Origin of the sequence: Acinetobacter sp. MYb191, assembly GCF_037572605.1 — a bacterium.
In the GTDB taxonomy this organism is placed as follows: Bacteria; Pseudomonadota; Gammaproteobacteria; order Pseudomonadales; family Moraxellaceae; genus Acinetobacter; species Acinetobacter johnsonii.
This window is the reverse complement of record NZ_JBBGZP010000011.1, coordinates 1-13,667: the sequence shown is the minus strand read 5'-3', so window position 1 is coordinate 13,667 and position 13,667 is coordinate 1. Positions and strand designations below refer to the sequence as shown.

The window sequence follows — 13,667 nt, the reverse complement described above, 5'->3', positions numbered from 1 at the left end:
GGCATGAAGGTACGTACAGATATTCTCCGACTGGCCAAAGAGTTACATACGTGGGTGGGGATTTGTGCAGGCATTCTCTTGTTCATTTGCTTTTTTGCAGGTGGGCTGAGTATGTTTCAGCATGATTTGAGTAAGTGGGCAACGCCACCGCAACAAAGTTTAAATACGGTTGAATTCCATCAGTACAACGATTTGGTGTCACAGGTACAGCAGCACTATCCTGCAGCGCAAAAAAGCTTTCAGATCAATTTAAACTCCAAAGAGTTTCATTATGCCCCGATTCAGTGGCAACCTGCGCAAAGTCAAGCACATGATGATCATGCCTTTGATACCGATCAAAGCGCGATGTTAGCAACACTGAAACCAGATGGGACTTTACAGGTTGAACAAGAAAACTTATCTAAACTGGGTTGGTTGATTGAACAACTGCACGAAACGGCAGGCATTCCAGGGATGCTTGGGCATCATACACTCGGTGTTTATGTGATGGGTGTGGTATCGGTCTTATATTTTTTGGCGCTAATGACAGGTTTGATCATCCTCTTGCCGACGTTGGTCAAAGACTATTTTGCGATACGGCAAGGTAAGAACAAAAAACGTTTTTGGCTCGATGCGCATAATGTGATTGGCATTACCAGTTTACCGTTTCATATTTTGATTAGTGTGACGGTGATTGTTTTTGCATTTCATGATCTCTTTTATGATGGCTTGGGGCAGTTGGTGTCCAAAGGCAAACCATTGTTTGAACGTCCCGCTAAGGTGCAGATTGCAGATCCAGTTCCTCAACTGGATGTTGAAAAAATACTCTTACAGGTACAGCAACAAGCACAGGGCTATGAGGTCTCGTCTGTAAGCTTTAACAATCTAGACCAACCTGCCAAGGCATCGGCACGCGTCAGTTTATACAGCCCAGATCAGATGTTACGTGGTGATAACTTCGACGTGATGTTTTTCAATCCTTATCAGCCCGCACCTTATAGTACAGCCAATTTAAATACCCAAAGTTCTGGTCTAGATCAACTGATTCGATCGATGTTCAGTTTGCACTTTGGTAACTATGGCGGAGATTTTACCCGTTGGTTGTATTTGGCCTTGGGTCTGGGCGGAGCATTTTTATTTTACTCAGGCAATATTCTATGGATTGAATCGCGTGTAAAGCGACAAAAAAATCCAAATTTAGCACCACTTGCACAGCGTAAAGATGTGCAATTCATCGCAAACTTAACCATAGGCGCATGTTTGGGAACGGTCTTTGGCATTGTTATGAGTATGTTGATCGGGCGCTGTGCCTATGTCCTTAGTCCTGAACTACACAGCATCAACACATGGTTTATGTATATCTATTATGCGATTTTTATCTTCAGTTTAATGCTTAGCTTTGTATTGGGCGCGGCGCGAGCATTACCAACGTTATTGCTGTCGATTGTGATTGTTTTACTGCTTATGCCTTTGACTTTTGCTATAGCACTGCTCTTACCTGAGATTGGACTATGGTCATCTTCTTCCTCTTTATGGTGGGTTGACGTCTTTGCTATTCTTTTTGCTGGATTATTTTTCCGTTTTTATCGCCAAGCTCAGGCTCGAGTCCAGTCTGCAGAAGTGGGTTCTCTTTGGTCCGTTGCTCAGAACAAGTGAAAGAAGGAATACCGTTCTAAGGCTGAAATAAGAAGCATTTTTAATGGTTACAAAATGAAGCACAGGGCTGTTCAAGCCTAAAAAGCATTTGTAAAAGCGATGAAGTTTTGCAAAGGCTTATTTTATAACTATTATTTTGATGATTCATACTGCAAATGCGTATGTTTCTCATTTTAATTTTATAAAAATCATAAACTTACATAATTTATCTTTTGCAAAGTGAATTAAATGTGTCCATAATAGTTGCATTAGAGAATGGAGATTTTGAAATGCGTGGCAATCCTGAAGTCGTAGACTACTTAAATATGTTGATCGGTGGAGAATTGGCTGCACGCGATCAATATCTCATTCATTCACGTATGTATGAAGATTGGGGTTTGAGCAAAATCTTTGAACGTATTGATCATGAAATGCAAGAAGAAGCACAACATGCAGATGCGATTATTCGCCGTGTTTTGTTTTTGGAAGGCACACCGAATATGCAACGTGATGACGTTGAAATTGGTGAAGATGTGGTTTCATGCTTAAAAGCTGATTTAAAGCTTGAATATCATGTACGTGAAAAATTAGCGCAAGGCGTAAAATTGTGTGAAGAAAAGGGTGATTACATTACCCGTGACATGTTACGTCAGCAAATGTCAGATACCGAAGAAGACCATACTTATTGGTTAGAAAAACAATTACGTTTAATTGAGTTGATTGGTCTGCAAAACTACATTCAGTCTCAAATGTAAGAGATGTCAGCTACCAGTTTTATGTAAAGGTGGCATGTGTATTTACATACTGAGTAATCAAAAAGCCTTCGAATCAATGTCCGAAGGCTTTTTTGTATGGGTTATTTTTTAGAGAATTTTTGAATATCTGCCAATACTTGTCCCGCATGGGTTTGGGTATTTACACTGCTGTAGTGATAGACCACCGTACCTTGTGGGTCAATCAGAAAGGTTTCACGTTTCGCAATTTTCGCGATGCCTAAGTTGCGCACGATGCCGAGTTGATTTGCCAGTTGATGATTGTTATCAGCCAAAATAGGGAAATTCAGTCCTAACTTTTTAGAAAATTTTTGATGTGACTGTACATCGTCCAAACTCACGCCTAAGACCACTGCATTATTTTTGCTAAATTGTGGGTAGAGTGATTTGAACTGATTGGCTTCTTGGATGCAGCCCGGTGAGTCATCTTTCGGATAAAAATAGAGAACGACCCATTTGCCTTGATATTGTTTGAGCTCATGCCATTTGGCATTTTGATCTTTTAACTTAAAACTCGGTGCGGGCTTGCCGACCCATTGTTTTTGGTCTGATGAAGCGCTTGAAAAAGCCGGTGCGGCATAAGTGGCGCTGCTGATGGCACAGAAACTACCTAGCGAAATTAAGCTAATCGTTGCCATTTGCATTATTTTCATTGTGTAGGCTGTCCAGAAATGTATTTCATTGATCTTAGCAAATTTTAAGGCACTAAAGTGCTGAGATTCTGGTGTCTAAATCTGAATTATTTATTTAAATTTACTGTTCATTCAAAGGGCTTGCTTTGCAACGGAGTCTGAGGTTTTATACTGTTTGAAATTTACAGTTTTAGAGTCTGCATTGAATCAACGTATTTTACTCATCACGGGCTGGGGTGGTGGGACCAAGTTACTGCAACCTTTGGCTCATGCTTTGCAGCATAAAGGCCATTCGGTTGAGCTGATCAATATTTTTAATGGATTGGATACACAGGCGTTGCAGCAACATGCTGAACAAGCCAAAGATTTTGATGTCATTATCGGTTGGTCTTTGGGGGGGCAACTGGCGACTTTATTGGTCGATGCTGTTGAACAGCAGTATCAACAGCAAAAAGTATTAATTACTCTGGCTTCAAATCCGTGCTTTGTGGCGCATGAAAACTGGCCAACCGCGATGAGTCCAGCGACATTTCAAAACTTTAAACAATCCTTCGAAGAAGATGCGATTGCAACCTTAAAGAAATTTGGATTTATGGTATGCCAAGGGACGGCAACCACCAAGCAAGATTTTTTGCAGTTGCAAAGTTTGCTTCAGCCTCAATCTTTAGATCTGTTAAAACAGGGACTCAATTGCTTAGAGTATTTAAATACGGTTGAGATCTTACACAATTATACGGGGCATCAACTCCATCTGCTGGCTAAACAAGATTTTTTAGTTAGCTACAAAGTCTTGGATAATTTAAAAGCTTTAGGTGCAAATTTTTTAGATGCGATGCTTTTAAGTGGTTCACATGGACTTCCAGTTTTTCATGTCGATGAAGTAACTGACAAAATCTGCCAATATTTACAAAAAATGGATTAAACAATTCGCTGAGTGGTGAATATCGCAATTTCTTTTTGATGCGCGCAGGTTTAAGATCAGTCAAATTGAAATTTTGCTGTAACTGTAGTCGATATGGAGTTAAGGATGACTGAGATCAATGCCAAATTGGATGGTGAGTTGGATGACTTAGCATTTGATCGAGAACATATTTGGCATCCTTATACCTCGATGACTAATCCGCTCCCCACCTTTAAAGTTAAAAAAGCCTTTGGCTCAACCATTGAGTTAGATGATGGTCGTCAGCTGATTGATGGAATGTCTTCGTGGTGGTGCACCATACACGGCTATAACCATCCTGAACTGAATCAGGCCGTGACAGACCAACTGCAAAACATGTCACATATTATGTTTGGTGGCTTTAGCCATGATCCCGCCATTCAATTGGGCAAATTACTGTTGCAAATCACCCCGCCAAGTTTAGATAAAATTTTCTATGCAGACTCAGGTTCTGTTGCAGTTGAAGTGGCGTTAAAGATGGCAGTTCAGTATTGGACTTCGCTTGGGAAACAAGACAAAACCAATTTTGTCACCCCGCGTTCGGGCTACCATGGTGATACATGGAATGCGATGTCGGTCTGTGACCCTGTCACAGGCATGCATCAAATTTTTGGCTCAAGTTTACCCAATCGTATTTTTGTTCCTGCACCGCAAGTTGCCTTTGATGCAGCATGGGATCAGAAGGACATTCGTGAGCTTGAAAACACCTTAGCTGCACAGCATGAAAGTATCGCCGCGCTGATTATTGAGCCGATTGTTCAAGGTGCAGGAGGGATGCATTTTTATCATCCTGAGTACTTACGACAGGCCAAATTGCTCTGTGAAAAATACGGTGTTTTACTGATTTTTGATGAAATTGCGACAGGTTTTGGGCGTACGGGGAAACTTTTTGCTTGGGAGCATGCACAGGTCGAACCTGACATTATGTGTATGGGTAAAGGTTTAACAGGCGGCTATATGACTTTGTCAGCAACCTTAACCACAAAGCATATTGCTGAAACCATCAGTCGAGGCGAAGCGGGCGTATTTATGCACGGCCCAACTTTTATGGCCAATCCCTTGGCGTGTGCAGTAGCGGCGAAAAGTACAGAACTCCTCATTTCACAAGATTGGCAAAGCAATATTCAACGCATTGAAACACAACTTCGTACCGCCTTGACCCCGTTGCAGTCACTTGAATATGTCCATGAAGTTCGTGTATTGGGGGCCATCGGTGTGGTTGAGCTGACGTTTAATGTGGATATGAAGACCTTACAACAGGAGTTTGTCCGCCGTGGTATTTGGGTGCGACCCTTTGGAAAACTGGTCTATGTGATGCCCCCTTATGTGATTACCACACAGGAACTGAAGACCTTGCTTGAGCAATTGGTTGAAGTGGTCGTACAGATGCAGGAGCCTGCTGTATGAAGCATGTAGAGCATTTTGCTGCGCAGTTGGATGTGCTTAAACAGCAAGGCAATTTGCGCCAGTTTACGTCCAATGTGCAGCAAGGGCGGATGATTCGAATCCATGATCATGAGATGTTGAATTTGGCATCTAATGATTACCTAGGATTGGCTGCAAATATTGAATTACGTGAACAGTTTTTCGATGAAACACCGAATGCGAAGCGCTGGATGAGTTCAGCTTCTTCACGTTTATTGACGGGTAATTTTCCTGAATATGAACAGTTCGAGGCCAGCCTAAGTCAGGCTTTTCATGGTCGAGCGGCTTTGGTATTCAACAGCGGCTATCACATGAATATTGGTATTTTACCTGCGCTAGCGGACAGTAAAACTCTAATTCTGGCTGATAAATTAATCCATGCCAGCATGATTGATGGTATTCGTTTATCGACTGCAAAGTTGGTACGTTATCGCCATAATGACTTGGCACATTTGACTCAACTTTTACAGAAGTATCATACCGATGATACTTTTGAGCGAATCATTGTGGTGACGGAGTCCATTTTTAGTATGGATGGTGACGAAACCGATTTGGCTGAATTGGTCCGCATCAAAAAACAGTTTGAAAAAGTCATGCTCTATGTCGACGAAGCTCATGGCATAGGTGTACGTGGTGAGCAAGGTTTGGGCTGTGCCGAGCAATATCAAGTGATTGATGAGATCGACTTTTTGGTTGGTGCTTTGGGTAAGGCTATGGCTTCAATCGGCGGCTATCTGATTTGTCATCCTGTGATTCGAGACTATCTCATCAATACTATGCGCCCATTGATTTTTAGTACGGCACAACCGCCGATCTGCATGGCGTGGAGCAACTTTATCTTGCAAAAAGTCTTGCAGTTAAAGACCTCAAGACAGCATTTACACAGTATCAGTCAGACCTTGCAGCAAGCGGTTCAGGCCAAAGGTTTTGATTGTCCATCAACGTCTCAAATTGTCCCTGTGATCATCGGTGATTCGAGCAAAACGGTAGAGAAGGCGAAAGCTTTGCAACAAGCAGGTTTTTATATTATGCCTGTGCGACCACCGACTGTGCCGCAGCATAGTTCTAGACTACGTATTTCCTTGACCGCTCAAGTTCGCCATACTGATTTAGATCAGTTGATTCAGTTGTTGTGAGTGAGTCGTGAAGAATTTATAGATTGATAAAGCACAAGTCGCATTGCGCTTTGCTCAGGCAGGGCAAAGCTATAGTGAGCATGCGGTTGTGCAAAAGCAAATTGCACGCCAGCTTTTTAATTTAATCCAACGTCATGCTACTAAAACGCAATTTGATCGGGTGTTTGAAATTGGTTGTGGTTCGGGCAATTTAAGCCATCTATTGCTGAATATTTTCCAAATTCAGCACTATTTACTGAATGACTTATATGCTGAGGTGCAGCAGCACTTTCAGGGTTATTCAAATATAGACTGGTTATTGGGCGACATTGAACAGCTCAATTTTCCTAGTGATTTAGAGTTGATTGTGTCGAGCTCTGCACTGCAGTGGATGACGAATCTTGATGCTGTTTTTCAGAAAGCGAATGACAGTCTGCTTCCACAAGGGCTGTTTTGTTTTTCCACCTTTGGTGAGCGGAATTTACAAGAGATAAAGACCTTAACGGGGCAAGGTTTAGATTATATAAACCTCGATCAACTACGGGAAAAATTGCAAAACCAAGGTTTTGAAGTTCTGCATTTGTCTGAACAGATTGAGTACTTAGACTTTGCGACACCGAAACAGGTACTGCAACACTTAAAAGCTACAGGGGTTACGGCAACTGCATCAAGCTTCCGTTGGACCAAGCACTCGCTCGAACGCTTTTATCAAGATTATCAACAGTTTTCACAACTCGATACCTCTGGGCAGATTTATTATCGCCTAAGTTATCACCCTATTTATTGTATTGCACGGAGAATGCCATGACTGGATCAGTTTACTTTATCAGTGGAATCGATACAGGCATTGGGAAAACCTATACCACGGGTTACTTAGCCAAGCTTTGGAATGAACAAGGCCAAAAAACCATTACCCAAAAGTTAGTGCAAACGGGCAATGTTGATGTTTCTGAAGACATTGAACAGCATCGTAAAATTATGGGTATGGGCTGGTTTCCAGAAGATGACAGTAAGCTGACCATGCCTGAAATTTTTAGTTATCCTGCATCGCCACATTTAGCGACTAAAATTGATGGTCGTGAGATTGATTTTGCAAAAATCGAACATGCTACTCAGCAGCTGGCTGAAAAATATGAGGTGGTGTTGTTAGAAGGTGCAGGTGGTTTGATGGTGCCTTTAACCACAGATTTGCTCAGTATTGACTATATTGCAACCAAGCAACTGCCTGTAATTTTGGTGAGTTCGGGGCGTTTGGGCAGTATTAACCATACCATTTTAAGTTTAGAAGCACTGAAAAGTCGTGGTTTAGAGCTTTATGCTTTAGCCTATAACTTAAATGATGAGTCACAAGATGAACTCATTTCTAAAGATACTGCGAACTATTTAAAAGCTTATTTGGCGGCACATTTTCCGCAAGCATTGTGGATCGATATTCCCGTGTTGAAGTAATTTGTAGAGTCATAAAAAAAACCGCTAACAGCAAAAGTTGTCAGCGGTTTTTTTGACGGTTTTATTTACTGATTACTCACGACTCCAATTTTTTTCACATCAAGGCGTTGCGCTGCGGCCATGACCATCGCAATGTATTTATATTCCGTTGCGCGGTCAGCTTTGAGTTTAATTTGGTCTTGATCTGCTTTTTGAGCAACGGTTTGAAACAAGGCTTCGAGCGCTTGTTTGGACTCCACAGCTTGTTCATTCCAAAACATTTTGCCTTGAGCATCTAAGCGTAGTTCCACGATTTCAGGTGGTTTTTCCTGAACTGGTGGTGGTGTGCCATTCGGGAGGCTGATATTAATGGCGTTGTTTGGCAATGGAATCGTGATAATGAACATAATCAGTAATACCAACATGACATCAATCAAAGGCGTCATGTTGACATCAAGCATCACATCTTCATCATCTTGGTTGGAACCAACATTCATACCCATAGCTGAATCCTTCTTTGATTAAGGTGAAGAGGGCGGTGTGGTGACAAAGGCAATTTTGCCAATCCCCGCTTGCTGCGTGGTGGTAATGACTTGGTCAATCGCATCGTATGGCGTAAGTTGGTCACCACGAATGTGGACATCGGGCTGAGGTCTCTTTTGTGCCTCTGTCTGTAACCGAGAGAGTAATGTTGCTTTATCGGCAATGTAACTTTCATTCCAAAAAATATCGCCATTTTTATTGACTGCAAGTTGAATATTTTTAGGTTTGGTTTCATAAGGCACATTCCTTTCTTCAGGCAAATTGACTGGCACGGTATGAATCGCAACAGGCACTGTAATGAGAAAAATAATCAGTAAAACCAACATAATATCAACCAATGGTGTGGTATTAATGGTTCCGATTACATCATCATCGCTGTCATTTGAATTTACCGTCATTCCCATGGCTGATTCCTCATGTTCTTATTTCATGTCACGGTTAACAGGATTATTGGTGCTGATTTCACCACTTAACAGCACAGCATGCAGGTCTGAACCGAAGGTACGAACCTCTTCCATCACGGCTTTATTCCGACGGGTTAACCAGTTGTAACCAAGCACTGCTGGAACAGCCACGGCTAAACCAATTGCAGTCATAATTAAGGCTTCACCGACAGGGCCTGCGACTTTATCAATAGATGCTTGACCCGATACTCCAATTGCCGTTAACGCATGGTAAATCCCCCAAACGGTACCGAATAAACCCACGAAAGGTGCGGTTGAACCTACAGTTGCTAGAAAAGCTAGCCCACCACTTAAATGGCTGTGAATTTTGTCAATAGCGCGTTGAATCGAGATAGTGACCCAAGTATTAAAGTCGATACGCTCTAATAATGTTCCACCATGGTTTTTTGTCGACTTAATACCTTTCTCTGCAATAAAGCGATACACACTTGCATCGTCTAAACCTTCAGTTGCGGTATCGAGAGAGGTTGCTTCCCAAAAGTTTTTATCGGCATGTTGGCCTTGTTTGCGAATTTTGCCTTGCTGTAAGCACTTGGTGATGATGATGTACCATGTCCCAATCGACATAATCACCAAAATAAACAGCGTCACTTTAGACACCAGATCACCTTCTTTCCACATTGCTTCTAAGCCATAAGGGTTATGTACTTTTTCTGAAGCAGTAGGTGCTTTCTCAGCTAAGGGTGGGGGAACAGGTGTTGCTGCTTTCTCAGTCGTAGTGACTGGTGTAGTCAGTGCTGTAGTGGGCGCAGCTGTTTCCTCTGCGAAAACAGCTTGTAGAGGAAGTAATGTGCTGATTCCTACTAGGCTTGCTGCGGTAAAGTTTTTTAATTTTTGCATTGTGTAATTCCTAATGTCGGCTGATCTTTTTCAATTATTCGAGAACAAATTCGTATGGGATGTCGAACCAAGCGCTTTGAGCTACGCCATCTTTCATTGCAGGTTTAAATGTGCACAAGCTATACGCTTTCGTTGCAGCACGGTCTAAAGTACGGTCACCTGTTGAACGCTTCACTTTGACTTCTTGCGCCTTACCATTGGTATCTACAAAGACCGAAATCAGTACGGTGCCTGAAATACCACTCATCTCTGCTTCGCGTGGATAGCTTGGTGCTTTACATCCAGCTTCACCTTCCGATACTCCTCGTGTAACACCTGTGGGTTTGGGTGCAGGTGATGGAGCAGCGGCAGTCGGTGTTGGGGTTGGAGATGGGCTTGGAGAAGGCGATGATGCAACTGGCGTCGGCGTGCTTATCGTCGGTTTAGTGACGGGTGTAGCAACTGTTTTTTGCACTGGGACTACTTTTTCTACAGGTTTGGGGTCAGGTTGCTGCGCTACTTTTTCCACCATTTTTGGTGGCTCTGGTGGAACTTCTTTAGGTGGTTCAGGCTCAGGTGGCTTGATATCTTGCAGAATGACCAATTCCACAGGTTCGGTTGAGGGTTTGACAATATCTTTTGCCAAGCCTGCCATTAGCACCAAGCCAACAAGAACATGTAAGAAAATCACAACGCCAATACCTGTGAGTTTTTTGGCGGAGTTTTTTTCTAAATCTTCAAATGTAGTGCCCATAATTACTCCTAAAATTTAAGCCAAATCTACTTTTTAAAAGCATTGGATTGCACTTGGGAAAATCCATATATATCTGGTTAAAGTTGAGCATGTATAAACATCACCGCAGATTGAATACTTCAATCTGTGGCTCAGATCCGCTTAGAACGTATATGTACCTCTTACGTAGAAAGTACGTCCTGTTGGGTCGCTGTAACGTGGGTCATAGCCGTATTGGAAGTTATCGAGAACATTCGATGCAGCAGGTTCTTCATCAAATAGGTTTTTGATACCACCCGTTAGGGTTAAGTTTTTGAAACCTTTATAGGTGCCTGCAATGTTGTAGATGGTATAGTCGGGGACTTTGTGGTTATCAAAGCCTTCTTCACCTGTTGCATTTTGGTCGTGATAACCTCGGAAAAATTGCTGTTCAAAGACCAGTTTCCAGTCTTCATAGCTCCAGTTGATGTTTGCGGTATGTTTCCAGCGCAGTACAGCAGGGTCATCATAAACGCCCACTAAGCCCTCCCAGTCTCCATCTTTTTCTTCTTGGTAGTCATTTTTGATGACATAAGTTCCATTAATTCCAAAGCCAAACCGACCTGTTGATGTCATAGGAGTGAGGTAATCTAAGCTAATGTCGATCCCTTCGGTTTTGATGCCACCTGTATTCATTAAAGTGGTATTGATGTATTGGATACGGCCGTCTGCATCTCGCACAAAGCGATCTGCATATTTGGTTGGATCTTCGAAAATGGAGGTTTCACCCGTTAAGCCAATAAGATTTTCGATTTCGATATTGTAGTAATCGACTGCTAAGACCAGGTTCTTAAGGGGCTCAAAAACAAAGCCTGCTGTAAATGTTGTTGATTCTTCGGGCTGAAGCTCAGAGTTACCACCTTGCATACGCTTAAACTGAGTATTACATTCTGTTTGATATTGCGGTGAAGTTGCTACGCCACCTGGACAGAGCACAGGGTCATCGTATTTTGCCCCCGTGTAAGTTTGGCTTTGCGGCGCATTAATTTCATATAAGCTTGGTGCACGGAAACCTGTACTGTAAGTACTTCGGAACATTAGTTGTTTTAAAGGTTCCCAGCGTAAACCCACTTTCGGGTTGAAGGTGTCGCCAAAGTCACTGTAGTCATCATAACGTGCTGCAAGTTGCGCTTCTAAAGTGGAGGTAATAGGAATTTGTAGCTCTGAGAAAACGGCTGTAATGTCACGGTCACCCTTACTGATGGGTTTGTCAGGGTCAATGCCACTGCCTGGGACAAGTCGAACAAGGTCTGAGTTTACTTTTGCTTCCCAGTCTTGCGTGGTAAAGCTACCGCCGAAGGCAAAACCCACGTCACCCGCAGGAAGGGTGAAAATTGGACGGCTGATCGTAAAGTCAAAGGTGGTGGAGTCTAAGGTCGCATCATTGGTCGTACCGCTGACTTCTAATGAATTCCAAACACTTGAATCCGCTGAAGGACCAAAGGGGTTAATGGTACCGTTATCTAGCCCTTCTTGCAGTTGACTACGATTTAAATAGCCACTAACGAAACTGTCCTTTGCTTTACCTTTTGCATAGGTCACGCCGCTGTCGATGTTCCAGCCATATGCTTCACCTTCAATCCCTGCAAAAATACGATGTGATTCATTGGTTGTCTTAGAAACACGGTTACCCGCTTGTGAGCGTAGGTAGAGTTGTAAAGGATCACCACTTAAACCGGGAACAGCAGGAGTAATACCTTCCCCAGGATAATATTGGCTTCCTTTGGGAATTGTCACAGATCGGCTATAGACATCGGGTGCGATTGAGGTAGTGACTTCATTTTTTGCATATACATATTCAGCAATGGCGTTGAATTGGTCACTGAGTTTGAAAGTTGCACGCCCTAGTGCCGATAAGTCTTCTGTTTCGGGTTGAATACCAATCAAGGCTTGAGTGTTTAAAAAACACAGACCATCTTCCGCAACGACATTAGGAGTGTTATTACAGTTGGCATTACCGTAAGGATTGGCTAATACACCACTGGTTGGGTCATAGAAGTTAGCAGGAAAACCATTCGTAGAGCCAGCATTGATCCCTAATTCAGGTAAAAGCCCACCACGACGGCTAACTTTGCGGTCTTTGGCCATAATTTCTTTAGACTTTTGGTAGCTGATTGCGCCATATACGTTAAAACCTTGTTCGTCTAAGTCGCCATAGCCACCAAAGATAGAGACATCGTATTCTTCCCCCCCTTTTTCTTCGGGTTTAAGTACACCACTGCTGATACCGAAACCTTCATATTGTTTTTTTGTGATGAAGTTGATCACCCCAGCAATGGCATCCGCACCATATATCGCGGATGCACCATCTCGAAGGACTTCAATTCGTTCAACCATTGCTAGAGGAATCGTATTGAGGTTGGTTTCAGAGGTACTAAAAGGGCTATAAGCCAAACGGCGACCGTTTAATAATACTAAGGTTTTGTCTGGGCCTAGGCCACGCAAGTTAGCTGTTGAACCAGAGGTATTACTTGCCCCCACGTTTTGCGCGGTTGTGTAACCCGCTTGGTTGGCACTGATTTTGGTTAAAGCTTCTTCGGCAGTTGTGACGCCTTGTTGCGCAAGCTCTTCAACTTTAATGACGGTAATGGGTGAAGAACTTTGAGCTGCAACTCCTTTGATAGAGGAGCCTGTGACAGTCACTTTAGCAACTTTTTTAGTTGGTTCTGCTGAGACTGAGCTTTCTGTTTCTTCTGCATGAGCTAAAGACAAACACATCATACTTAAAGTCAGGGTACTTAGTTTAAGTAGTGATTTGCTGATGGTTGGGGTCCCCATAGATCGAACAAGTTTGTTTTTTTGCATCGTAAATTCAACCCTTCTTTTTCTATATTTAGCGGTATTGCTGTGCTGAGGGAGTGCAAGGCAAATGCCAACTTTCAGGGATAGACAAAAGACTGTGAATTAAGTTATTGGAAAATATTGTTTTATTTTATTATTTGTATGGATTTATGTAACTTTTCTTCATTTTTCTAGAATTTAAAAATTTAAAATGGCAAAAAATTACTTATAAATCGATTAAAAAATAATCATAAAATGATTATTCATATAATAAGTGATCAAAAATGAGTCGTGAATTTTTGAATTTTTAATACAAAATCTTATTTGTAATTATACTGAAATATTAATATTTATTTTTAAT

Annotated in this window: 13 protein-coding genes; 7 read left to right on the top strand and 6 right to left on the bottom strand. The window is 42.2% G+C overall.

Features of this window, described 5'->3' with window-relative positions; all coding sequences use genetic code 11:
• Window positions 1-3 precede the first annotated feature (3 nt).
• Together WH214_RS06180 and ftn are read left to right on the top strand one after the other, a co-directional pair.
• The gene (locus tag WH214_RS06180; protein ID WP_339422259.1) at window positions 4-1,635 is read left to right on the top strand and encodes a PepSY-associated TM helix domain-containing protein; all 1,632 of its coding nucleotides are present in this window, start codon (window positions 4-6) and stop codon (window positions 1,633-1,635) included.
• Between the two features lie 269 nt (window positions 1,636-1,904).
• Complete coding sequence (gene ftn, locus WH214_RS06175; RefSeq protein ID WP_004695301.1) at window positions 1,905-2,369, top strand: heteropolymeric bacterioferritin subunit Ftn; 465 nt, start codon at window positions 1,905-1,907, stop codon at window positions 2,367-2,369.
• 101 nt (window positions 2,370-2,470) lie between these two features.
• Here the strand turns inward: ftn and WH214_RS06170 are convergent, their stop codons facing one another.
• Window positions 2,471-3,040 carry a peroxiredoxin gene (locus tag WH214_RS06170; RefSeq protein WP_339422260.1) on the bottom strand — a complete coding sequence of 190 codons (570 nt, stop codon included), beginning with the start codon at window positions 3,038-3,040 and terminating at the stop codon, window positions 2,471-2,473.
• Between the two features lie 154 nt (window positions 3,041-3,194).
• Here WH214_RS06170 and WH214_RS06165 point away from each other — a divergent pair, with 154 nt between their 5' ends.
• The 5 genes from WH214_RS06165 (at window position 3,195) to bioD (ending at window position 7,948) form a co-directional block, all read left to right on the top strand.
• The gene (locus WH214_RS06165) at window positions 3,195-3,941 is read left to right on the top strand and encodes a hydrolase (protein ID WP_339422261.1); all 747 of its coding nucleotides are present in this window, start codon (window positions 3,195-3,197) and stop codon (window positions 3,939-3,941) included.
• 105 nt (window positions 3,942-4,046) lie between these two features.
• Window positions 4,047-5,366, top strand: coding sequence for an adenosylmethionine--8-amino-7-oxononanoate transaminase (gene bioA, locus WH214_RS06160; RefSeq protein WP_339422262.1), 1,320 nt, complete (start codon window positions 4,047-4,049; stop codon window positions 5,364-5,366).
• Window positions 5,363-6,520: an 8-amino-7-oxononanoate synthase gene (locus WH214_RS06155; protein ID WP_339422263.1), complete on the top strand. Its 1,158-nt coding sequence runs from the start codon at window positions 5,363-5,365 to the stop codon at window positions 6,518-6,520. Before bioA ends, WH214_RS06155 begins: the two co-directional genes overlap by 4 nt.
• A 22-nt stretch (window positions 6,521-6,542) precedes the next feature.
• Complete coding sequence (gene bioC / locus WH214_RS06150) at window positions 6,543-7,307, top strand: malonyl-ACP O-methyltransferase BioC (RefSeq protein ID WP_339993073.1); 765 nt, start codon at window positions 6,543-6,545, stop codon at window positions 7,305-7,307.
• Window positions 7,304-7,948 (top strand): dethiobiotin synthase, encoded by a 645-nt coding sequence (bioD, locus tag WH214_RS06145; RefSeq protein WP_339422265.1) that lies wholly within the window; start codon window positions 7,304-7,306, stop codon window positions 7,946-7,948. Before bioC ends, bioD begins: the two co-directional genes overlap by 4 nt.
• Window positions 7,949-8,013: 65 nt before the next feature.
• Here the strand turns inward: bioD and WH214_RS06140 are convergent, their stop codons facing one another.
• From WH214_RS06140 to WH214_RS06120, 5 genes are all read right to left on the bottom strand, one after another.
• Window positions 8,014-8,430 carry an ExbD/TolR family protein gene (locus tag WH214_RS06140; RefSeq protein ID WP_339422266.1) on the bottom strand — a complete coding sequence of 139 codons (417 nt, stop codon included), beginning with the start codon at window positions 8,428-8,430 and terminating at the stop codon, window positions 8,014-8,016.
• An 18-nt stretch (window positions 8,431-8,448) separates the two neighbouring features.
• Window positions 8,449-8,874 carry an ExbD/TolR family protein gene (locus WH214_RS06135; RefSeq protein ID WP_339422267.1) on the bottom strand — a complete coding sequence of 142 codons (426 nt, stop codon included), beginning with the start codon at window positions 8,872-8,874 and terminating at the stop codon, window positions 8,449-8,451.
• Window positions 8,875-8,892: 18 nt separating this feature from the next.
• Complete coding sequence (locus WH214_RS06130) at window positions 8,893-9,774, bottom strand: MotA/TolQ/ExbB proton channel family protein (protein ID WP_339422268.1); 882 nt, start codon at window positions 9,772-9,774, stop codon at window positions 8,893-8,895.
• A 34-nt stretch (window positions 9,775-9,808) separates the two neighbouring features.
• The gene (locus WH214_RS06125) at window positions 9,809-10,507 is read right to left on the bottom strand and encodes an energy transducer TonB (protein WP_004695319.1); all 699 of its coding nucleotides are present in this window, start codon (window positions 10,505-10,507) and stop codon (window positions 9,809-9,811) included.
• A gap of 141 nt (window positions 10,508-10,648) precedes the next feature.
• The gene (locus WH214_RS06120; RefSeq protein WP_339422269.1) at window positions 10,649-13,330 is read right to left on the bottom strand and encodes a TonB-dependent receptor; all 2,682 of its coding nucleotides are present in this window, start codon (window positions 13,328-13,330) and stop codon (window positions 10,649-10,651) included.
• Window positions 13,331-13,667 lie beyond the last annotated feature (337 nt).

Coding starts and splice junctions, on each gene's coding strand:
- WH214_RS06180 (WP_339422259.1), top strand. CDS start 4: ATGAAGGTACGTACAGATATTCTCCGACTGGCCAAAGAGTTACATACG.
- ftn (WP_004695301.1), top strand. CDS start 1,905: ATGCGTGGCAATCCTGAAGTCGTAGACTACTTAAATATGTTGATCGGT.
- WH214_RS06170 (WP_339422260.1), bottom strand. CDS start 3,040: ATGAAAATAATGCAAATGGCAACGATTAGCTTAATTTCGCTAGGTAGT.
- bioA (WP_339422262.1), top strand. CDS start 4,047: ATGACTGAGATCAATGCCAAATTGGATGGTGAGTTGGATGACTTAGCA.
- WH214_RS06155 (WP_339422263.1), top strand. CDS start 5,363: ATGAAGCATGTAGAGCATTTTGCTGCGCAGTTGGATGTGCTTAAACAG.
- bioD (WP_339422265.1), top strand. CDS start 7,304: ATGACTGGATCAGTTTACTTTATCAGTGGAATCGATACAGGCATTGGG.
- WH214_RS06140 (WP_339422266.1), bottom strand. CDS start 8,430: ATGGGTATGAATGTTGGTTCCAACCAAGATGATGAAGATGTGATGCTT.
- WH214_RS06135 (WP_339422267.1), bottom strand. CDS start 8,874: ATGGGAATGACGGTAAATTCAAATGACAGCGATGATGATGTAATCGGA.
- WH214_RS06130 (WP_339422268.1), bottom strand. CDS start 9,774: ATGCAAAAATTAAAAAACTTTACCGCAGCAAGCCTAGTAGGAATCAGC.
- WH214_RS06125 (WP_004695319.1), bottom strand. CDS start 10,507: ATGGGCACTACATTTGAAGATTTAGAAAAAAACTCCGCCAAAAAACTC.
- WH214_RS06120 (WP_339422269.1), bottom strand. CDS start 13,330: ATGCAAAAAAACAAACTTGTTCGATCTATGGGGACCCCAACCATCAGC.